The organism is uncultured Azohydromonas sp. (assembly GCF_937926365.1).
Taxonomy (GTDB): domain Bacteria; phylum Pseudomonadota; class Gammaproteobacteria; order Burkholderiales; family Burkholderiaceae_C; genus Azohydromonas.
On record NZ_CALAOH010000045.1, the window covers coordinates 1 to 19992 of the forward strand.

Annotated in this window: 18 protein-coding genes, 1 tRNA gene and 2 pseudogenes; 9 read left to right on the forward strand and 12 right to left on the reverse strand. The window is 71.2% G+C overall.

From position 1 onward, the window contains the following. Positions 1-860 (forward strand): annotated as a pseudogene (locus Q0741_RS03950) (hypothetical protein); the annotation flags it as partial. Positions 861-896: 36 nt separating this feature from the next. Here the strand turns inward: Q0741_RS03950 and Q0741_RS03955 are convergent. Beyond that, a complete protein-coding gene (locus Q0741_RS03955; protein WP_298231894.1) occupies positions 897-2033 on the reverse strand; it encodes a DJ-1/PfpI family protein in 1137 nt (378 codons plus the stop codon). 43 nt (positions 2034-2076) lie between these two features. On the opposite strand from Q0741_RS03955, the pseudogene Q0741_RS03960 reads away from it, so the two are divergent. Further along, positions 2077-3087, forward strand: a pseudogene (locus Q0741_RS03960) (GlxA family transcriptional regulator). A gap of 21 nt (positions 3088-3108) precedes the next feature. Here the strand turns inward: Q0741_RS03960 and rng are convergent. The 8 genes from rng to Q0741_RS04000 form a co-directional block, all read right to left on the reverse strand. Beyond that, positions 3109-4593 carry a ribonuclease G gene (gene rng / locus Q0741_RS03965; RefSeq protein WP_298231895.1) on the reverse strand — a complete coding sequence of 495 codons (1485 nt, stop codon included), beginning with the start codon at positions 4591-4593 and terminating at the stop codon, positions 3109-3111. A 35-nt stretch (positions 4594-4628) separates the two neighbouring features. Further along, on the reverse strand, positions 4629-5237 hold the full coding sequence (locus Q0741_RS03970) for a nucleoside triphosphate pyrophosphatase (protein ID WP_298231896.1): 609 nt from the start codon (positions 5235-5237) through the stop codon (positions 4629-4631). 184 nt (positions 5238-5421) lie between these two features. Continuing rightward, positions 5422-5892: a 23S rRNA (pseudouridine(1915)-N(3))-methyltransferase RlmH gene (gene rlmH / locus Q0741_RS03975; RefSeq protein WP_298231897.1), complete on the reverse strand. Its 471-nt coding sequence runs from the start codon at positions 5890-5892 to the stop codon at positions 5422-5424. 11 nt (positions 5893-5903) lie between these two features. Then, positions 5904-6758 carry a ribosome silencing factor gene (gene rsfS / locus Q0741_RS03980; protein ID WP_298231898.1) on the reverse strand — a complete coding sequence of 285 codons (855 nt, stop codon included), beginning with the start codon at positions 6756-6758 and terminating at the stop codon, positions 5904-5906. After that, entirely contained in the window at positions 6759-7367 is a 609-nt protein-coding gene (gene nadD / locus Q0741_RS03985) for a nicotinate-nucleotide adenylyltransferase (RefSeq protein WP_298231899.1), read from the reverse strand. Further along, positions 7364-8302, reverse strand: coding sequence for an oxygen-dependent coproporphyrinogen oxidase (gene hemF, locus Q0741_RS03990; protein WP_298231900.1), 939 nt, complete (start codon positions 8300-8302; stop codon positions 7364-7366). The genes nadD and hemF overlap by 4 nt, the downstream gene beginning before the upstream one ends. Positions 8303-8306: 4 nt before the next feature. Further along, positions 8307-9587 (reverse strand): phosphoribosylamine--glycine ligase, encoded by a 1281-nt coding sequence (gene purD / locus Q0741_RS03995; RefSeq protein ID WP_298231901.1) that lies wholly within the window; start codon positions 9585-9587, stop codon positions 8307-8309. Next, a complete protein-coding gene (locus tag Q0741_RS04000) occupies positions 9584-10315 on the reverse strand; it encodes a YebC/PmpR family DNA-binding transcriptional regulator (protein WP_298231902.1) in 732 nt (243 codons plus the stop codon). Before Q0741_RS04000 ends, purD begins: the two co-directional genes overlap by 4 nt. A 111-nt stretch (positions 10316-10426) precedes the next feature. Between Q0741_RS04000 and Q0741_RS04005 the strand changes: the two genes are divergently transcribed. After that, positions 10427-11941 (forward strand): helicase HerA-like domain-containing protein, encoded by a 1515-nt coding sequence (locus tag Q0741_RS04005; RefSeq protein WP_298231903.1) that lies wholly within the window; start codon positions 10427-10429, stop codon positions 11939-11941. A gap of 75 nt (positions 11942-12016) precedes the next feature. Here Q0741_RS04005 and Q0741_RS04010 read toward each other — a convergent pair whose 3' ends face one another. Further along, positions 12017-12445 carry a hypothetical protein gene (locus Q0741_RS04010; protein WP_298231904.1) on the reverse strand — a complete coding sequence of 143 codons (429 nt, stop codon included), beginning with the start codon at positions 12443-12445 and terminating at the stop codon, positions 12017-12019. Between the two features lie 158 nt (positions 12446-12603). On the opposite strand from Q0741_RS04010, the gene Q0741_RS04015 reads away from it, so the two are divergent. From Q0741_RS04015 to Q0741_RS04030, 4 genes are all read left to right on the forward strand, one after another. Further along, complete coding sequence (locus Q0741_RS04015; RefSeq protein WP_298231905.1) at positions 12604-14409, forward strand: glutamine--tRNA ligase/YqeY domain fusion protein; 1806 nt, start codon at positions 12604-12606, stop codon at positions 14407-14409. A 235-nt stretch (positions 14410-14644) separates the two neighbouring features. Beyond that, positions 14645-14899: a hypothetical protein gene (locus Q0741_RS04020; RefSeq protein WP_298231911.1), complete on the forward strand. Its 255-nt coding sequence runs from the start codon at positions 14645-14647 to the stop codon at positions 14897-14899. A gap of 98 nt (positions 14900-14997) precedes the next feature. After that, positions 14998-15393 carry a YchJ family metal-binding protein gene (locus tag Q0741_RS04025; protein ID WP_298231906.1) on the forward strand — a complete coding sequence of 132 codons (396 nt, stop codon included), beginning with the start codon at positions 14998-15000 and terminating at the stop codon, positions 15391-15393. Further along, entirely contained in the window at positions 15390-16175 is a 786-nt protein-coding gene (locus tag Q0741_RS04030; protein ID WP_298231907.1) for a pseudouridine synthase, read from the forward strand. Before Q0741_RS04025 ends, Q0741_RS04030 begins: the two co-directional genes overlap by 4 nt. Before the next feature lie 10 nt (positions 16176-16185). Here Q0741_RS04030 and Q0741_RS04035 read toward each other — a convergent pair whose 3' ends face one another. Beyond that, entirely contained in the window at positions 16186-16539 is a 354-nt protein-coding gene (locus tag Q0741_RS04035; protein ID WP_298231908.1) for a VOC family protein, read from the reverse strand. A gap of 186 nt (positions 16540-16725) precedes the next feature. On the opposite strand from Q0741_RS04035, the gene Q0741_RS04040 reads away from it, so the two are divergent. Together Q0741_RS04040 and Q0741_RS04045 are read left to right on the forward strand one after the other, a co-directional pair. Further along, positions 16726-16801 (forward strand) — tRNA-Ala (locus tag Q0741_RS04040). Between the two features lie 175 nt (positions 16802-16976). Beyond that, positions 16977-18281 carry an integrase arm-type DNA-binding domain-containing protein gene (locus tag Q0741_RS04045; RefSeq protein ID WP_298231909.1) on the forward strand — a complete coding sequence of 435 codons (1305 nt, stop codon included), beginning with the start codon at positions 16977-16979 and terminating at the stop codon, positions 18279-18281. A gap of 1256 nt (positions 18282-19537) precedes the next feature. Here Q0741_RS04045 and Q0741_RS04050 read toward each other — a convergent pair. Then, a complete protein-coding gene (locus tag Q0741_RS04050) occupies positions 19538-19837 on the reverse strand; it encodes a hypothetical protein (RefSeq protein WP_298231910.1) in 300 nt (99 codons plus the stop codon). Positions 19838-19992 lie beyond the last annotated feature (155 nt).

The window sequence follows — 19992 nt, forward strand, 5'->3', positions numbered from 1 at the left end:
GCGCGGCCCGGCCGGACGGCGGCGGCCTGCCCCTGCAGGCCCTGGCCCTGGACGTGCTGGAGGTGCAGGACGCGCAGGTGGAGCTGGCCCGCGCGCCCTCGCCCGCCGCGGCCGGCGAGCTGGCGCGGTGGCGGATGGACGCGCTGGCCGGGCTCGATGGCCGGCTGCAGATGCACGTCGACGACGCGGCCTGGATCATGGACGCGGAAGTGGGCGTCACCATCCAGGACGGGCGCATCGACTTCAACCGGCTCTCGGTGGAGCACATCGGGCCGGACTCGCCCATGGGCGTGAGCCACATGGGCATCTACGCCGATACCCCCAAGGGGCGCGACTACCTCTACCAGTTCGCCCTGCCGCACGTGCCGGGCGTGCGCTTCGAGCAGCGCGGCTCGCTCTTCGGCGCGCGCGTGACGAACCGCGGCTCGCTGGAATTGAAACCCTTCGTGGAGAGCCTGCTGCACAACGCCGGCTGCGGCACGCCGCAGGGCCGGCCCGGGCGCGATGCCGCGCCGGCCCTGCAGCGCACGCGGCTCAGCGGCGAGCTGCGCCTGGGCGACGGCGTGATGGGCACGCAGCAGCAGCACGTGGAGCTGTCCGGCCAGGCGCAGGGGCGCAACCGGATGGGCGTCTCGGCCGCGTCCATGGGACGCCAGATCGTGCTGCGGATGCCGGAGCTGCAGGCGGCACGTGCGCTGTTCTCTCTGCCGGGATTGCCCGGCGGCAGCGGCCCCATCACCGGGACGGTGAGCGTGACGGCCAGCTCCCCCGGCAACGGCCCGGCGCTGCGGCTGGCGGCGGAGCGGCTGGCGGTGCAGGCGCTGCGGCTGGGCGACGGGGTACAGCCGCCGGCCGCCTGAAGCCGGCACCCCACCGCCGTCGAGAGGCCCAGGCGCTCAGGACGCCCCGGGGCAGGCAGCGGCCGGCCCGGGATATTCCAGCTCCTGCATCACCCAGTCGCGCCGCTCGGCGCCGAAGCGTGCGGCGATCTCGCACAGCGTGCGGTCGAGCTGGCGCACCGGCGGCAGCTCCGGCGCCAGCGGCAGGCGCGGCGCCGTGCCGAACGCGGGCTGCGCCGTGAGCAGCAGCCCGCTGCGCAGCCGCACCGGGCCCGAGGGCGACACGGCCTCGACGCTGACGCGCCCGGTGCGCGTCCAGGCGTCCGCCGCCAGCGCCAGGGCCACGTCGTCCATGCCCTCGTGCACCTCGACACTCCAGCGCTCGTGGCGCCAGAAGGCGGCCCGGGTGAGCGCGTAGCGCCTCCGGCCGGCATCCAGCCCGAAAGGCCGGCTGTCGTGGGCCGGGCTCCAGGTAGCCACGCCCAGCTCGGCGGCCACGGCCTGCGCCCGCTCGCGGCCGCCCAGGGCCTCCACCAGCGCCAGCATCGCCGGCACCGAGGCGGTGATGCCGGTGGTGGTGGCCACGCCGCGGTCCACCACGTAGCGCTGGTGCGGCACGAAGGTGGCGCCGGGATGGCGCGCCTGCAGCTTGTCGCGGTAGTACCAGTGGGTCACGAAGCGCCGCTCAGCGAGCAGCCCGGCACGGCCCAGCACCAGGGCGCCGGCACAGACCTCGATGACCCGCGCCCCCAGCGCCTGCTGCCGGCGCAGCCAGGCCGTCACGGCGGGATCGTCGTCCTCGTGCAGCGCGGGGACGATCACATAGTCGGCCCCCGCGGGGTGAAGGCGGTCGAAGTCGGCCAGGCTCTGATCCACCTCGACCTGCAGCGCCGGATACAGCCGCACCGGCCCGCGGCGCGGCGCCACGGCCTGCACCTCAGCCACGCCGGCACGGCGCAGCACCGCATGCGGCAGCAGGAAGTCGGTGGTCTCCGTGCCCTCGTTCAGCGCCAGCACCGCCACCACCGGCCGACCCGTGCGCTGCGGCCGCAGCGCCTCGACGAAGGCCCGCGCCGGGGACTCTTCCAGCCCCGCCTCGGCCGCCGGCGGCGGCAAGGGCTCACGCGCGGCGCAGGCATTCAACCCCAGCACGACGATCGCCACCCCGACCAGGGCCCACTTCAGCCTGGACATAGCGCTCCTTTCTCCACGCAACCGCCACGGTCCCAGACTAGCCATGCCCTCCCTGCCCCACCAGGACGAAAGAACCGCGCTTCCTGCCAGGGACGTGGTGCTGGTGGCCTTCGACGGCGTCGAGGCCATCGACATCGCCGGCCCGGCCAGCGTGTTCAGCAAGGCCGCGCTGCTGCGGCCGAGCAGCTACCAGCTGCACATCGCCTCGCCGGGCGGCGGCGAGGTGGCCACCAACGGCGCGCTGAGCCTGGCCGGGACCCGGGCGCTGCGGGAACTGCCGTAGGCGATCGACACGCTCCTGGTGGCCGGCGGCGAGGAGCCCGCGCTGCGCGCGGCCATCCTCGACGCGGGCCTGGGCGCCTGGCTGGCCTCGGCCGCGCCGCGCATCCGGCGCATCGCCAGCGTGTGCACCGGCGCCTTCGCGCTGGCGGCCGCCGGGCTGCTGGACGGCCGCGCCGCCACCACGCACTGGCGCGCCTGCGAACTGCTGCAGGCGCTGCGCCCCGCGGTGCAGGTGCGGCGCGACTGCATCTACGTGCACGACGGCCCGGTGTGGACCTCGGCCGGCGTCACCACCAGCATCGAGCTCGCGCTGGCCCTGGTGGAGGACGACCTGGGCCACGACGTGGCAATGGACATCGCGCGCACGCTGGCGCTGCCCTTGCTGCGCGGCGGCGAGCAGGCGCAGCTGAGCCAGGCGCTGCAGGCCCAGACCACCGCCAGCCACCGGCTGCGCGAACTCGTCGCCTGGATCGCCACGCATCCGAACGAGGACCTGTCGGTGGACGCGCTGGCCGGGCGCGCGCACATGAGCCCGCGGCACTTCGCGTGCGCCTTCGCGGCCGAGACCGGCTGCACGCCGGCCCGCTTCGTGGAACGCACCCGCGTGGCCGAGGCCGCGCGGCTGCTGCGGCAAACGCAGTGGCCGCAGGAGCGCATCGCCAGCCGCAGCGGCTTCGGCTCGGTGGACGCGCTGCAGCGCGCCTTCGCGCGCCAGCACGGCCTCACGCCGCAGGCTTGGCGCGACCGGGGCCGGCACCCGGCCACGTCCTGAATCAAGGCCCGCGGGCGCGGGCTACAGCAGCACGATGTCGTACTGCTCCGGGTTCATGGTCGGCTCGGCCGACAGCGAGATGGGCTTGCCGATGAACTCCGACAGCCCGGCCAGGTGCGGGCTCTCCTCGTCCAGCAGCATCTCCACCACCGTGGCGCTGGCCACGACGCGGAACTCCCTGGGGTTGAACTGCCGCGCCTCGCGCAGGATCTCGCGCAGCACGTCGTAGCACACGCTGCGCGCGGTCTTGACCTGGCCGCGCCCGCCGCAGGTGGGGCACGGCTCGCACAGCATGTGCGCCAGCGACTCGCGCGTGCGCTTGCGCGTCATCTCCACCAGCCCCAGCTGCGTGAAGCCGCTCACCGTGGTCTTGGTGCGGTCGCGGCTGAGCTGCTTGCGGAACTCCGCCAGCACGGCGCTCTGGTGCTCCTCGCGCGCCATGTCGATGAAGTCCACGATGATGATGCCGCCCAGGTTGCGCAGCCGCAGCTGCCGCGCGATGGCGCCCGCGGCCTCCAGGTTGGTCTTGAAGATCGTGTCGTCGAAGTTGCGCGCGCCCACGAAGCCGCCGGTGTTGACGTCGATGGTCGTCAGCGCCTCGGTCTGGTCGATGATCAGGTAACCACCGCTCTTGAGGTCCACGCGCCGAGCCAGCGCGCGCTCGATCTCGCCATCGATGTTGTAGAGGTCGAAGATCGGGCGCTCGCCCTTGTAGAGCTCGAGCTTGTTCACCGCGCCGGGCGTGAACTCCTTGCCGAAGGCCTTCAGGTGCTCGTACTGCAGCCGCGAGTCGATGCGGATGGTGGCCGTCTGCTCGTTGCTGAGGTCGCGCAGCACGCGCTCGGCGAGGTTGAGGTCCTGGTGCAGCAGCGTGCCCGGCGGCACGCTGAAGGCGCGCTCGCGAATGGCGGCCCAGGTCTTGCGGCCATAGGCGATGTCGTCCGCCAATTCGGCATCCGTGGCGTCCTCCGCGTTGGTGCGCAGGATGAAGCCGCCGCCACCACCGGTCTCGCGCGTGGCCACCAGCGCCTGCATGCGCTGGCGCAGCTGCTCGCGAAGTTCCCACGAGCCGATCTTTTGCGAGATGCCGATGTGGTCGTCCTGCGGCAGGTGCACGAGCAACCGTCCGGCGATGCTGATCTGCGTGGACAGCCGCGCGCCCTTGGTGCCGATGGGGTCCTTGATGACCTGCACCATCAGGCTCTGCCCCTCGAACACCTGGCGCTCGATGGGCACCGGCGCGTGGCCATTGCCGTTGCCGCTGTTGGGTTCGAAGCGGCTGTGGCCCACCAGGTCGGCCACGTGCAGGAAGGCCGCGCGTTCCAGCCCGATGTCGATGAAGGCGCTCTGCATGCCGGGCAGCACGCGCGCGACCTTGCCGAGATAGATGTTGCCCACCAGGCCGCGCTCCAGCGCGCGCTCGATGTGCAGTTCCTGTACGGCGCCGTTTTCTACGATGGCGACCCGCGTCTCCTGCGGCGCCCAGTTGATGAGGATGTCTTGCATGCGCTGCGGCTGCCGTCTGCCGCGGCGCGCGGACTTTAGAAACGTACGTGCGCTTGCCGCAGCAGCATGGCCGTCTCGTGGAGGGGCAAACCCATGATACCGGAGTAGCTCCCCTCGACATGGGCCACGAAGGCCGCGATACGGCCTTGGATGCCGTACGCGCCGGCCTTGCCGAAGGGCTCGCCACTGGCGATGTAGGCCTCGATGTCGCGCTCCTCCATGGGCGCGAAGCGCACGTGGGAACTGCTCAGCGCCTGCAGCACCTGCCCGTCCGCGGCCAGCGCGATGGCGGTGAGCACGCGGTGCGTGTGGCCCGAGAGCGCGCGCAGCATGGCGCGGGCCTCGTCGGCATCCGCGGGCTTGCCCAGGATGCGCCGGCCCAGCGCCACGGTGGTGTCGGCCGCCAGCACCGGCACGTCGGCGCGGCCCAGGCGCTCGCGGCGCGCGCACGCGGCATCGAGCTTGGCGCGGGTGACGCGCTGCACGTAGTCCTCGGGCGATTCGCCGGGCCGCTCCACCTCCAGCGCCTCGGCATCCTCATGCGCCTCGGGCAGCAGCAGCTCATGCGCCACGCCGATCTGCTCCAGCAACTGGCGCCGGCGCGGGCTCTGGGAGGCAAGGAGGATGTGGTTGTGTCGGCTCATTGATTCGACTTCTCGATCGAAGTTGAAACATTCCTTCGTCATGCCCGCGAAGGCGGGCATCCACGCCGGCCGGGATGCCGCTCGGAGTTCGTGGACACCCGCTCCCCGCCTGCGCGGGGACAGGCTCCGCGGGTGTGATGGAGTTGTTTCTGTTGCCTGGGAGATTGGAAAACAAGCAGGCCGGTCACTCCCGGTGATACGGATGGTTCACCGTCAACGACCAGGCCCGGTACAGCCCCTCGGCCAGCAGGATGCGCACGAAAGCATGCGGCAGTGTCAGCTCCGACAGGCGCATGGTCTCGTCGGCCGTGGCTTTCAAGCCGGCATCGAGCCCGTCCGGGCCGCCGATCATGAAGGCCACGTCGCGCCCATCGCCCATCCAGAAGCGCAGCCGATCCGCCAGCGCGGCGGTGGTCAGCCGCGTGCCGCGCTCGTCCAGCACCACGCGGCGCGCGCCCTTGGGGATGGCCGCCTCGATGCGCTGCGCCTCGGCCGCCATCAGCGCCGCGGGCGGCTTGCCCGTGGTGCGCGGCTCGGCCTTGAGCGCCTTGAGCTCCAGCCGCAGCTCCGGCGGGAAGCGCTTGGCGAAGTCGTCATAGGCGGCCTCGGCCCAGGCCGGCTGGCGCTGGCCGATGGCGGCGATCACCAGCCTCACGGCTCAGCCGCTCAGCCGCGGCTGCGGGCCGTGGCGCTCTTGGCCGCGGCCTTCTTCGCCGGCGCCTTCCTGGCCGGCGCCTTCTTCGCCGCGGGGGCCTTCGCCGCCACGGTGCGGGCGGCGGCGGTCTTGGCGGGCGCCTTCTTCGCAGCCACCTTCTTGGCGGCAGCCTTCTTGGCCGGGGCGTTCACCACCACGCGCTGGTCCGGCGTGGCCTTGCTCACCGCGGTCTTGGAACCGGTGGTGCGCGTGACGGCCTTCTTGGCGGGCGCGGCCTTCCTGGCGGGGGCCGCCGCCTTCTTCGCGGCAGCCTTCTTGGCCGGCGCGGCCTTGGCGGTCGTGGTCGCGGCCGCCTTCTTGGCCGGCGCCTTCCTGCCCACGGTCTTCTTCACCGGTGCCGCGGCCAGCGCCGCCTTGCCGGCTGCGGTGCGGGCGGTGCGCGAGGCGTGGGCCTTGCCTTCAACCTCCTCGACGTCCTCGTCGTCCGGCGCGGAGGCCTTGGGCAGGCCCTTGGCGCTGTTGCCGCCCAGCTTGAGCTTCACCGGCTTCTCACCCCAGATCTCTTCGAGGTGGTAGTAGTCGCGGATGGCGGGCTGCATGATGTGGGCCACGGCGGCGCCGCAGTCCACGATGATCCATTCGCCGTTTTCCTCGCCCTCCGTGCGGTGCACCTCCATGCCGCGCGACTTGACGGCGTCACGCACGCTGGAAGCCAGCGCCTTCGTCTGGCGGTTGCTGGTGCCCGAGGCAATGATCACGCGCTCGAAGAGCGGTGAAAGATGCTCGGTGTTGAAGACCACGATGTTCACGGCCTTCACGTCCTCGAGGCCATCGACGATGGCGCGTTGCAGCTTACGGATGTCCATTCAACTCCCGGAGTCCGCCCGGTACAGGGCGTTCAGGTCAATATAGGCCGCGACCGCGGGGCCCACCAGCAAGGAGAGTTCCTCGCCTCGGGCCGCGCGGGCGCGGATGTCGGTCGACGCCACCGCCATGGGCGGCAGCGCCAGGATTTCAATGCGGTGCGGCACGGCCGCCACCTCGGCTGGCGCACGGGGCGCCTCGCCGGCACGGCCGGCCACGGCCAGCGTCACCAGGTTCAGCAACGCCGGCCAGTCATGCCAGGTGTGCAGCCGCGCGTACTGGTCCTGTCCGATGACGAAGAACAGTTGCGCGCCCGGGTGCTCGGCCGCGAGCTCGCGCACGGTGTCGATGCTGTAGCTCGGCCCGCCGCGGTGCAGCTCGCGCTCGTCGATGACAAGGCCCGGCTCGCCCTGCGTGAGCAACCGCAGCATCGCCACGCGGTGTACGGCCTCGATGGGCTCACGGCCCGCCGCCAGCTTCTGCCAGGGCCGGCCCGCGGGCAGCAGCCGCAGCTCGTCCAGCCGCAGCTCGTCGCGCGCCTGGCGCGCCAGGGCCAGGTGCGCCAGGTGCGGCGGGTCGAAACTCCCGCCCAGCAGGCCGATGCGCTTCACTCGCTGAGCCAGTCGCGCGGGCGCAGGAAGTCGCTGTAGAGCCGCGCCTCGGCGCTGCCCGGTTGCGGATGCCAGTCGTAGCGCCACTTCACCAGCGGCGGCATCGACATCAGGATGCTCTCGGTGCGGCCGCCCGATTGCAGCCCGAACAGCGTACCGCGGTCGAACACGAGGTTGAACTCGACGTAGCGGCCGCGCCGGTAGGCCTGGAAGTCGCGCTCGCGCTCGCCATAGGGCAGCTCGCGGCGGCGCTCCACGATGGGCAGGTACGCGGGCAGAAAGGCTTCTCCCACCGCCTGCACCATCTCGAAGCTGCGCTGCGGGCCCAGCTCGCAGAAGTCGTCGAAGAAGATGCCCCCGACGCCGCGCGGCTCGTTGCGGTGCTTCAGGAAGAAGTACTCGTCGCACCATGCCTTGAAGCGCGGATAGAGCTGGTCGCCGAAAGGCGCCAGCGCGTCGTGGCAGGTGCGGTGGAAGTGGCGCGCGTCCTCCTCGAAGCCGTAGTAGGGCGTGAGGTCCATGCCGCCGCCGAACCACAGCACGGCCGGACGGCCATCCTGCGGTTGCGCAGCGAACATGCGCACGTTCATGTGCACCGTGGGCACCAGCGGGTTGCGTGGATGCAGCACCAGCGACACGCCCATGGCCTCGAAAGAGGCGCCGGCCAGCTCGGGCCGGTGCTGCGTGGCCGAGGGCGGCAGCGAGCGGCCCTTGACGTGCGAGAAGTTGCAGCCGCCACGCTCCAGGAGAGGGCCCTCCTCCACCAGCCGCGAGAGGCCGTCGCCTTCGAGGCGACCGCCAGGCTCGCGCGTCCAGCCGTCGCTGCGGAAGGGCGTGCCGTCCGCAGTTTCCAGGCCCGCGACGATGCGCTGCTGCAAATCCAACAGCCAGGCGCGCACGGCACCCGTGTCCAGACCCTCGGCGGTGCTGCTCATGGCGTCAGCGCTTGATGGCACGGTAGCCAATGTCGGTGCGGAACTGCGCACCGTCGAACTGCACGCCAGCCAGCGCGTCGTAAGCACGCTGCTGCGCCTTCTTGGCCGAGTCGCCCAGCGCCGTCACGCACAGCACGCGGCCCCCGCTGGTGAACAGGCCCTGCTCGTTGAGCGTGGTGCCGGCATGGAACACCACCGCGTCCTCCGCCGGCGCGGGCAGGCCGAGGATGGCGTCGCCCTTGCGCGGATTCATCGGATAGCCCGCGGCGGCCATCACCACGCCCAGCGCGAAGCGGCGGTCCCACTGCAGCTCCACCGTGTCGAGCGTGCCGTCGGTGGCGTGCAGCAGTACCTCCATCAGGTCGCTCTTGAGACGCATCATGATCGGCTGCGTCTCAGGATCGCCCATGCGGGTGTTGAACTCCAGCGTCTTGACGTGGCCCTCGGGACTGACCATCAGCCCGGCGTAGAGGAAGCCCGTGAAGGGCCGGCCCTCGCGCGCCATGCCGGCGATGGTGGGCTGGATCACCTCGTGCATCGCACGCGCGTGCACGTTGGGCGTGACCACCGGTGCGGGCGAGTACGCGCCCATGCCGCCGGTGTTGGGCCCCTGGTCGGCGTCGAGCAGCCGCTTGTGGTCCTGGCTGGTGGCCAGGGGCAACACGTGGTGGCCGTCGCACAGCACGATGAAGCTGGCTTCCTCGCCCTGCAGGAACTCCTCGATCACCACGCGCGCACCGCCGGCGTTGTGCTGCACGCCCAACTCGTTGCCTTCGAGCATGAAGTCGATGGCCTGGTGCGCCTCCTCCAGCGTCATGGCCACCACCACGCCCTTGCCCGCAGCCAGGCCGTCGGCCTTGACCACGATGGGCGCGCCCATCTGGTCCACGTAGGCGTGCGCCGCGGCGGCGTCGGTGAAGCTTTCGTAGGCCGCGGTCGGGATGCCGTGGCGCTTCATGAAGTCCTTGGCGAAGGCCTTGCTGCTCTCCAGCTGCGCGGCGGCCTTGGTCGGGCCGAAGATGCGCAGCCCGCGCTGGCGGAACACGTCCACCACGCCCGCGGCCAGCGGCGCCTCGGGGCCGACCACCGTCAGGTTGACCTTCTCGGCCTGGGCGAAGTCGGCCAGCGCGTTGACGTCGGTAATGGCCACGTTGCGCAGCCGCTGGTCCAGCGCCGTGCCGCCGTTGCCCGGCGCCACGAACACCTGCGTGACACGCGGGGACTGCGCCAGCTTCCAGGCCAGCGCGTGCTCGCGCCCGCCGTTGCCGATGACGAGGACCTTCATGCCTGTTCCTCGATTTCGGCGTTGTGGTAGACGGCCTGGGTGTCGTCCAGGTCCTCCAGCACATCCAGCAACTTCTGCATGCGCTGCGCGTCCTCGCCGGTGAGCTCGATGGTGTTCTCCGCGCGCATGGTCACTTCCGCGACCTCGGGCGCGAAGCCGGCGGCGACCAGCGCCTCCTTGACGGTCTCGAAGTCGCCCGGAGCGGTCAGCACCTCGATGGAGCCGTCCTCGCCCGTGATCACGTCCTCGGCGCCGGCCTCCAGCGCCGCCTCCATGAGCTTGTCCTCATTGGTGCCAGGCGCGAACAGCAGCTGGCCCACGTGCTTGAACTGGAAGGCCACCGAGCCCTCGGTGCCCAGGTTGCCGCCGTACTTGCTGAAGGCGTGGCGCACCTCGGCCACGGTGCGCACGCGGTTGTCGGTCATGCAGTCCACGATGATCGCGGCGCCGCCGATGCCGTAGCCCTCGTAGCGGATCTCCTCGTAGCTCACGCCTTCGAGGTTGCCGGTGGCCTTGTCAACGTTGCGCTTGATGGTGTCGGCCGGCATGTTGGCGGCCTTGGCCTTGTCGATGGCCAGGCGCAAGCGCGGATTGGCCGACACATCGCCGCCGCCCTGACGCGCGGCGACCATGATTTCGCGGATCACGCGCGTCCAGATCTTGCCGCGCTTCTCATCCTGGCGACCCTTGCGGTGCTGGATGTTGGCCCATTTGGAATGTCCGGCCATGTTTGGCTGCTCCTCGCCGGCGTGTGGGGCAGCCGGCTTTCTTGCTTGGTTAGACTGGCCGGGATTTTACCGGTCGCCCCCGTCACGCTCTTTTCAAGGAGGCCGCACGTCATGGCTGATCCGCTACTGATCGCACGGCATGGTCAAGAAGCTGCCTGCCTGCTGCCCGCGCTGGCCAACCGCCACGGCCTGGTCACCGGGGCCACCGGCACCGGCAAGACCGTCACCCTGCAGCGCCTGGCCGAAGGCTTCAGCGCCATCGGCACGCCGGTGTTCATGGCCGACGTCAAAGGCGACCTCACCGGCATCAGCCAGCCCGGACAGCTCCCGCCCAAGCTCGCCGCCACGCTGGCGCAGCGCGGACTCGAAGCGCCCGCCCCCATGGCCTGCCCGGTGACGCTGTGGGACGTGTTCGGCGCACAGGGCCACCCGGTGCGCGCTACCGTCAGCGACATGGGGCCGATGCTGCTGGCGCGCATGCTCGACCTCAACGAAACCCAGACCGGCGTGTTGAACCTGGTGTTCCGCATCGCCGACGATGCCGGGCTGCTGCTGCTGGACCTCAAGGACCTGCGCGCCATGCTGCAGCACGTGGGCGAGAACGCCCGCGACTACACCACCAGCTACGGCAACATCAGCGCCGCCAGCGTCGGCGCGGTGCAGCGCGGGCTGCTGCAGATCGAGCAGCAAGGCGGCGACAAGTTCTTCGGCGAGCCCATGCTCGACATCGCCGACTTCATGCAGACCGTGGATGGTCGAGGCGTGGTCAACATCCTGGCCGCAGACAAGCTGCTGCAGTCGCCGCGCCTGTACGCCACCTTCCTGCTGTGGATGCTCTCGGAACTGTTCGAGACGCTGCCCGAGGTGGGCGACGTGGACAAGCCCAAGCTGGTCTTCTTCTTCGACGAGGCGCACCTGCTGTTCAAGGACGCGCCGGCGGTGCTGGTGGAGCGCATCGAACTCGTGGTGCGGCTGGTGCGCAGCAAGGGCGTGGGCGTTTACTTCGTGACCCAGAACCCGGCCGACCTGCCCGACAGCGTGCTGGCGCAACTGGGCAACCGCGTGCAGCACGCGCTGCGCGCCTTCACGCCACGCGACCAGAAGGCCGTGCGCGCCGCGGCGCAGACCATGCGTCCCAACCCGGCGCTGGACCTGGAGCAGGCCATCACGGAGCTGGCCGTGGGCGAGGCGCTGGTGAGCCTGCTCGACGAGCATGGCCGCCCCGGCATCACGCAGCGCCTGTTCGTGCAGCCGCCGGGCAGCCAGCTCGGCCCCATCACGCCGGAGCAGCGGCGCGCGCTGATCGAGGGCTCGCTGGTGGCCGGCGTGTACGAGCAGACGGTGGACCGCGAGTCGGCCTACGAACAGTTGCGCGCGCGCGTACCAGCCGCGCAGGGCGCGGGCGGCCCGGCCAAGGCTCCCGGCGCCGCGGACGCCGGCGGTGGGCTGCTCGATGGCCTCAAGGACATGCTCTTCGGCAGCACCGGCCCGCGCGGCGGCCGCCGCGAAGGGCTGGCCGAGGCGGCGGCACGCAGCGCCATGCGCAGCGTAGGCTCGGCAGTGGGACGCGAGATCGTGCGCGGCGTGCTGGGCTCTCTGCTGGGCGGCACGCGCCGGCGGCGCTGAGGCCCCGGCTTCGGCCCGGGTCCGGGGCGCGGCTTCGGGTTCCCGCGGCCCGGCCACCGGCCGCGACGAAGGTGCTCAGCGGCGCCAGTAGCCGCCGTGGTGGTGGCCGCGCCAGCCCGCCGGGGCCACCGGCACGTAGGCCACGGGCGGCGGAGGCAGGAAGCGCGGCGCGGAGGGCACGTAGTACACCGGCGGCGGGGCCGTATGGACCGGCGGGGGCGCGACGTAGATAGGCGGCGGCGCCACGTAGGCCGGCGGCCGCGGCACGTACAGCGGCGGGGGCGAGACATAGACCGGCGGCGGTGGCGTGTACACCACCCCGGGCGGCGGAACGTACACCGGCGCCGGACCGGAGAGGACGTTGCCCACCGTGACGCCGACTCCGTACGGGGCATTGCTGATGCCGACGGACCACTGCACGCCGCCCCCGGCGCGCGCCGGCAGTGCCAGCAAGCAGCCCAAGGACAACAGGGCGGCGGAAAGCACGACGGTGGAGCGCTTCATGCGGCGTCCTTTTCTTCGAAGAGGAGAACTTCCTCAACGCGCGGCACGCCGCTCTGGTGCACGACCCAATTGTGTCGGCGTGCAAACACACCCCCTCTATAGAATCCCCGCGGACGCTGCATTGCGCCGGCGCCGCCGGCCCACTCCTTCAAATCTCCATGTCTGCACCCGAAGTCACCAAGCCGAGCAATTTCCTGCGCGCCATCATCGAACGCGATCTGGCCGCCGGCACCTACGCCCAGCGCCGCTGGGCCGGCAGCCCTGGCGATGCCACGCACCAGGGCAGCGGCGCGCTGGACCCGGCGCGCATCCGCACCCGCTTCCCGCCCGAGCCCAACGGCTACCTGCACGTCGGCCACGCCAAGAGCATCTGCCTGAACTTCGGCTTGGCACGCGACTACGGCGGCGTCTGCCACATGCGCTTCGACGACACCAACCCGGAGAAGGAGGAGCAGGAGTACGTCGACTCCATCCTCGACGCCGTGCGCTGGCTGGGCTTCGACTGGGAAGCCAACGGCACCAGCCACTTGTATTACGCAAGCAACTATTTCGACTTCATGTACCGCGCGGCCGAGGCGCTGATCGAGGCCGGCCATGCCTACGTCGACGAGCAGACGCCCGAGGAGATGCGCGCCAACCGCGGCGACTTCGGCACCCCCGGCACCAACAGCCCGTTCCGTGATCGCAGCGCTGAGGAAAACCTGCAGCGCTTCCGCGAAATGCGCGGTGGCAAGCACGCCGACGGCGCGATGGTGCTGCGCGCCAAGATCGACATGGCCTCGCCCAACATCAATCTGCGCGACCCGGCCATCTACCGCATCAAGCACGCCACGCACCACAACACCGGCGACCGCTGGTGCATCTACCCGATGTACACCTACGCGCACCCCATCGAGGACGCGCTGGAGAACATCACCCACAGCATCTGCACGCTGGAGTTCGAGGACCAGCGCCCCTTCTACGACTGGGTGCTGGAGCGCCTGGCCGACCTGGGCCTGCTCTCGCGCCCGCTGCCGCGCCAGTACGAGTTCGGGCGGTTGAATCTCACCTACGTCATCACCAGCAAGCGCAAGCTCAAGGCACTGGTGGACGAGCAGATCGTCAAGGGCTGGGACGACCCGCGCATGCCCACCATCGTGGGCCTGCGCCGGCGCGGCTACACGGCCGAGGCGCTGCAACTCTTCGCCGAGCGCATCGGCGTGGCCAAGGACTACAGCTGGATCGACTACGCCACGCTGGAGCAGTCGCTGCGCGACGACCTCGACCCCAAGGCCCCGCGCGGCTTGGCGGTGCTGGACCCGTTGAAGCTCTTGCTGGAGAACTGGGACGAGGCGCTGGGCGCGGGCCACATCGAGCCCTGCAGCGCGCCGGTACACCCGGCGCAGGCCGAGCGCGGGCGGCGCGAGTTCGGCCTGGGCCGCGAGGTCTGGATCGAGCGCGACGACTTCATGGTCGAGCCGCCCAAGGGCTACCACCGCCTCTTCCCGCCCAAGGGCGACACCGCCGGCGGCCGCGTGCGCCTGAAGTACGGCTACGTCATCGAGTGCACGGGCTTCGAGCAGGACGCCGACGGTCGCGTGACGCTGGTGCGCGCGAAGCTGCTGCCCGACACCAAGAGTGGCACGCCCGGCGCGGACAGCGTCAAGGTCAAGGGCGTGATCGGCTGGGTTGGCGCGCAGCCGGCTGAACAGGGCGGCGGCGTGGCGGCGGAGGTGCGGCTGTACGACCGCCTCTTCACCGAGGCACAGCCCGACGCCGGTGGGCGCGATTTCAAGGCCAGCCTCAACCCCGACAGCCTGCGCGTGGTGCAGGCGGTGGTGGAGCCCTCGCTGGCCGCGGCTGCCGCGGACCAGCGCTTCCAGTTCGAGCGCCACGGCTACTTCGTCACCGACCGCGTGGACCACGCGCCGGGCCGCCCGGTGTTCAACCGCATCACCGGCCTCAAGGACAGCCGCGGCCGCTGAGCCAGGACCAGCCGACGTGCCGGCGCACGTCGGCGCGCCTGGCGAAGGGCCTGAGCTCCGCGAAGGCGCGGCCCGCGGGGCTGAGCCAGGGCCAGCCGACATGCCGGCGCACGTCGGTGCGCCCTGCGCTCTCCCCCGCGTGAGCCTGCGGGCACTGTGGCTGCTCCTGCGCACCGGCGACAATGGGCACCGGCAGCTTCCAGGCTGCCCCCCATGACACACCGCAGGAGACCGCATGGCCAAACCCAACTACGCCTTCGAGAAGCGCCAGCGCGATCTGGCCAAGAAAAAGAAGAAGGAAGAAAAGATGGAGGAGCGCAAGCAGCGCAAGGCCGCCGGCGGCACGGCTGGCGGCACTGACCAACCTGAAGGCGCCGGCCTCGCGCCCGAGGGCGACGTGACCGATCCGGGCAACGGCAGCGCCGGCGTGGCCGAGATCCAGCGCGACGACCCGACCGGTCCTGTCTCCAGCGGCGACGCCGCCCGCTGAGCACATCCCGTCTTCACGCTGCGCCGCGCGCGCTTCGGGGCCTCCCGCCCTGGGGTGACCGCGGCGCTCGTGCTTTCCGACCCGAGTTTTTCTCTTCCATGACGACGTCCCCCTCGACGCCCTGCCCCTGCGGCAGCGGCGCCGCCTACGGCGCGTGCTGCGCACGCTGGCACGACGGCCCGCAACGGCTGCAGGCGCCGGACGCGCAAGCGCTCATGCGCTCGCGCTACAGCGCCTTCGTGCTGGGTCTGCGCGAGTACCTGCTCGACACCTGGCATCCCGGCACCCGACCCGCCGTGCTGGAGCCCAACGAGCCGGGCCTGCGCTGGCTGGGCCTGCAGGTCAAGCGCCACGAGGTGCAGGACGCCGACCATGCCCGCGTCGAGTTCGTGGCCCGCAGCAAGCTGGGCGGACGCGCGCACCGGCTGCACGAGATCAGCCGCTTCGTGCGCGAGGACGGGCGCTGGTTCTACGTGGACGGCGACCTGCTTTGAACAGTGACTTGCCGCCGGCGCCCGACAACGATGCGCCGCCGACGCTGCCGCTGCTCTACCGCGACGCGCAACTGGTAGTGGTCGTGAAACCGCCTGGTCTGCTGGTACACCGCACCGCGCTGGACGCGCATGAGCAGCGGGCCGCGCTGCAACTGGTGCGCGACCAGATCGGCGCCCCGGTCTGGCCGGTGCACCGGCTGGACAAGGGCACCTCGGGCGTCCTCGCCTTCGCGCTCGACCCGGACACGGCGCGCCACCTGGGCGCGCAGTTCGAGGCCGGCGTACCGCGCAAGAGGTACCTCGCGCTGGTGCGCGGCTGGCCGGCGACCGAGGGTGTGATCGACCATCCGCTGGCGCGCGACCCCGAACGTCCCTCGGCCCGCCAGCCGCTGCTGGCGGCGCGCACGCGCTACGAGCGGCTGGCATGCGTGGAATGGCCCTTCACCACCGACGCGCGGCATCCGGCCAGCCGCTACGCACTGCTGCAGGTCTTCCCCGAAAGCGGGCGGCGGCACCAGATCCGCCGCCACATGAAGCACGTCGCGCATCCGCTCATCGGCGACGCCACGCACGGCAAGGGAGCGCACAACCGCGCCGTAGCCGCCTGGCTGCAGGTGCAACGGCTGTGGCTGCATGCGCTGTCGCTGGAACTGGTGCATCCCGCCACCGGCACAACCCTGCGCTTCGCGGCCATGCCCGATGCCGCTTGGCACACGTTGCTGGCGCACGGGCCTTGGCAATGGGACGCGCCGCCGCCCGCCTGGACTGGCGCGGCGGGCTGAAGCCGGCGTCTCAGTCCAGATCCTGGTGCAGGCAGAGGATGTTGCCCTCCGGGTCCTCGAACCAGGCCGCCTTCTCCGAGCCCAGCACGCAGACGTGATCCACGGTCTTGAAACCGGGCAAGTCGTAGTCGGCGAAGCGCACGCCGCGCTGCTGCAGTTCCGCCACCGCCTGTGCGATGTCCGCGACGCGGAAGCTCAGCGCCGTATGCTCGGCCTTGGTCCCTTCCGCCTTGGGAAACAACGCCAGCGCCGTGCCGCCGCAGCGGTAGATGAACTTGCCGTCGGGCCGTAACCCTTGCGCTTCCAGTCCCAGTTGCTCCTCGTAGAAGCGGCGGGCCCGCTGCATGTCCTTTACGGGCAGCATGCAAGTCACCTCACTGTGCGTTAGTGCCGTCATCACAGCTCCTCGCGGCGGCCTCGTATGGGCGCCTTTGAAGGTATAGGCGCCCGCCGGTCCGGCTGCCAGACGGCGCTGGTGTCACTTTCATCAAAAAAATCTGCGAAGGTCTTGCACACGACGCCCAAGTGCCCGTATACTTCTAGCTTCTGTGGGGACGTAGCTCAGCTGGGAGAGCGTCGCGTTCGCAATGCGAAGGTCGGGAGTTCGATCCTCCTCGTCTCCACCAAAGATTCATGCGGAACACTCCGCATAAGACCAAAAGGCCTAAGCGCATCAAGCACTTAGGCCTTTTTCTTTGTGCGCATGACTCCACATGAAACCGCTACTAGCCGGGCACCTGACCGGACAAGAAACCGGATAACCGTAGGATCGACCGGACAACACCACGAAAGTTATCCGGTATGGCTGCGGGCGAGCTTCTGACGGACAAGGCAATCAAGGCGGCGCTGAAGACGGCGGCGGAGACGGGCAAGGCCGTCAAGGTGAAGGACAGCGGCGGGCTGTACCTGGAGGCGCAGCCCAGCGGCGCGGGCTGGTGGCGGCTGCGGTACTGGCTGGCCGGGAAGGAAAACCGCCTGAGCCTGGGCACCTACCCGGACACCGGCCTGAAGGACGCGCGCCTGAAGCGCGACGAAGCCCGGCGCCTGGTGCTGGCCGGCACCGACCCGAGCGCGGCGCGCAAGGCCGGCAAGGAAGCCCAGCGCCAGCAGGCCGAGGTGCAGCGCCTGGCGGCGGCCGGCGAGCCCCTGCCCGGCTCCTTCGAGGAAGTGGCGCGGCGCTGGCACGCCCTGCGCTCCCATGAGTGGGCACCGAGCTACGCCGACAAGATCATTGCCCGCCTGCAGGGGAAGGTGTTCCCGTACATCGGCGCGCGGCCGGTGGTGGACATCAAGCCCCCCGAGCTGCTGGCGCTGCTGCGCCGCTGCGAGGCGGCCGGCATCGTGGAGACGGCGCACCGGGTGCGGGATACCTGCTCAGAGGTGTTCCGCTTCGCCGTGGCCGAAGGGCTGGCTGAGAGCGACCCGGCGCGCGACCTGGCCGGCGCCCTGCGCAGGCACACCACCAAGCACATCGCCAGCATCACGGACCCTGCCCGCTTCGGCGAGCTGCTGCGCGCCATTGCCGGGTATCGGGGCACGCCCGTGGTGAAGGCGGCGCTGAACCTGGCGGCGCTGGTGTTCCTGCGCCCCGGCGAGGAACTGCGCTGCGCCCGCTGGGAAGAGTTCGACCTGGCGGCCGGCACGTGGCTGGTGCCCGCTGACCGCATGAAGCGCCGGCAGGCCGGCAAGCTCTACGGCCCGGACCACCTGGTGCCCTTGAGCCGGCAGGCCGTGGACATCCTGCGGGAGCTGCAGCCGCTGACCATCCGCAGCGGGCTGGTGTTCCAGGGTGAGCGGGACCGCGGCAAGCCCATCAGCAACAACACCTTGAATGCCGCCCTGGACTCGCTGGGCTTCACCAGTGCCGAGCACCGCGCCCACGGCTTCCGCGCCAGCGCCCGGACCATGCTGCATGAGCGGCTGCGGGTCGCGCCCGAGGTGATAGAGGCGCAGTTGGCCCACGCGGTGCCCGATGCCTTGGGCCGGGCCTACAACCGCACCACCTTCGAGGAGCAGCGGCGCGACCTCATGCAGACCTGGGCGGACTACCTGGACAGGCTGCGGGCCGGCGCCGAGGTGGTGCCCCTGCGAGGGGCGGCAGCCTGAAGGGCTGACGCTTCGTCCATCACTTCCACGCCCGGCCCTGCCGGGCGTTGTCTTTCCTGCCTTGCGCCGTGCCGACACCGCGCCGGCTGCCTCGGTGTGGCCGTGGGCACCGGGACGGCCGGGGCCGGGTGCTGCCGGATGCCGCCGGGGGGCGGCGTGCGGGGCTCCTCTTCGCGCGGGAAAACGGGCCGGCAAGGCTGTGGAAGGCGGCACCAGAAGGCAAAACGACTCGGTGCAGCGGCATTTCTGGACGGGGACAGCGGGGACAAGCCGGTCAATGCAGGCTAAGTGCTTGATCTGTAAGGGGATGGCCGGGTCCGGCAGGGTGGAAAAGCGGCGGGGACAGAGCGGGGACACGGCGGGGACAGCGGGGACAGAGGAAGGAAGGGAAGGAGAAGGACTCTTCCTCTTCTCCTCTCTCTCTTCTCCTGGGTGGTGTGGTGGCGCACCAGACGCTGCAGGGCTACGCCTGGTGGGCGACAGCGGCATGGTGGACGTGATGGCGCGGGCGGGCCGGCCACCAGCGCCAGCGACGGGCAGGCGGTGCATGAGCTGCTGCGCCTGGTGCCCCCTGTGGGTCCTTCCCGGGAGCAGCCGGCGAGGGTGATGCGAACCCCGGCTTCGAGTTAGCGGGTCGCCAGGGGGAAAGTGAAAGCGGAGGGCAAATCGAGGGAAAGTGAAGGGTTGAGGGGTGCCCGGCTGGCCCGCCACTGCCCCCCAGCGGGTCCTTCCCGGAAGTGGCCGGCGAGGGTGATGCGAACCCCGAACCTTCTCTAGTCTCGGACCGTTCCTCAGGGGGTTAAGTGAAGCGGGCCGGGGTGCATGGACTGCTGCGGCGTGCCTGGCTGATCCGCTGTGAGCATTGCCAGCTGGCGCCCTGGTGCTGACACCTGCCGATGGCCGCGCGAAAGGAACACCCCGCGCCGCGCTTCCGCGCACGGTGGACGGGCTGTCAGTGCAGGCGCCTGGGCCGTGCGGCCCGGGATCGGTAGGCGCGCCAAGTGCCAACCGTGGCGCCGCACCGGCTGCCCGCGCCACCACGGCGCCGCGCTGGCCTCGGTGGACCGTGGGCCTTGCCGCCGGCAGCCGTGCGCTCCTGAGGGCTGCTGCTGGCCCGCACGGGGCCGGCGCTGCGGCAGGCCACCAGCGCCCGCGCCGGCCAGGTGGTGGGCCAGCTGCTGCGCCTGGTGCGGACCGAGCTGCAGGGCTTCGAGCTGCCGACGCTGCCGGCCGGGGCGCTGCGCCGGCTGCCCGCGTCACCACGGCGCCGCGCTGGCCTCGGTGGGCCGCGGGCCTTGCCGCTGACCGGCGCGCGCTCCTAGGGGCTGCTGCTGGCCCGCACGGGGCTGGCGCTGCGGCAGGCCACCAGCGCCCGCGCCGGCCAGGTGGTGGGCCAGCTGCTGCGCCTGGTGCGGACCGAGCTGCAGGGCTTCGAGCTGCTGGCGCTGCTGCCCGGGGCGCCGCGCCGGCTGCCAGTGCCACCACGGCGCCGCGCTGGCCTCGGTGGGCCGTGAGCCCTGCTGCCAGCGGGCGCGCGCTCCTGGGGACCGCTGCATACCCGCACGGGGCCGGCGCCGCGGCCGGCCACCAGCGCCAGCCCGTGAATTCCTGGCGCTGCCGGGCGGTGCTGTAGCTGCTGCTCCGGGCTGTTTGCCTATGGCGCTGTTCGCGTTATGTGTTGATGAGCTGGTGGCCGAGGCCTGAGATGATG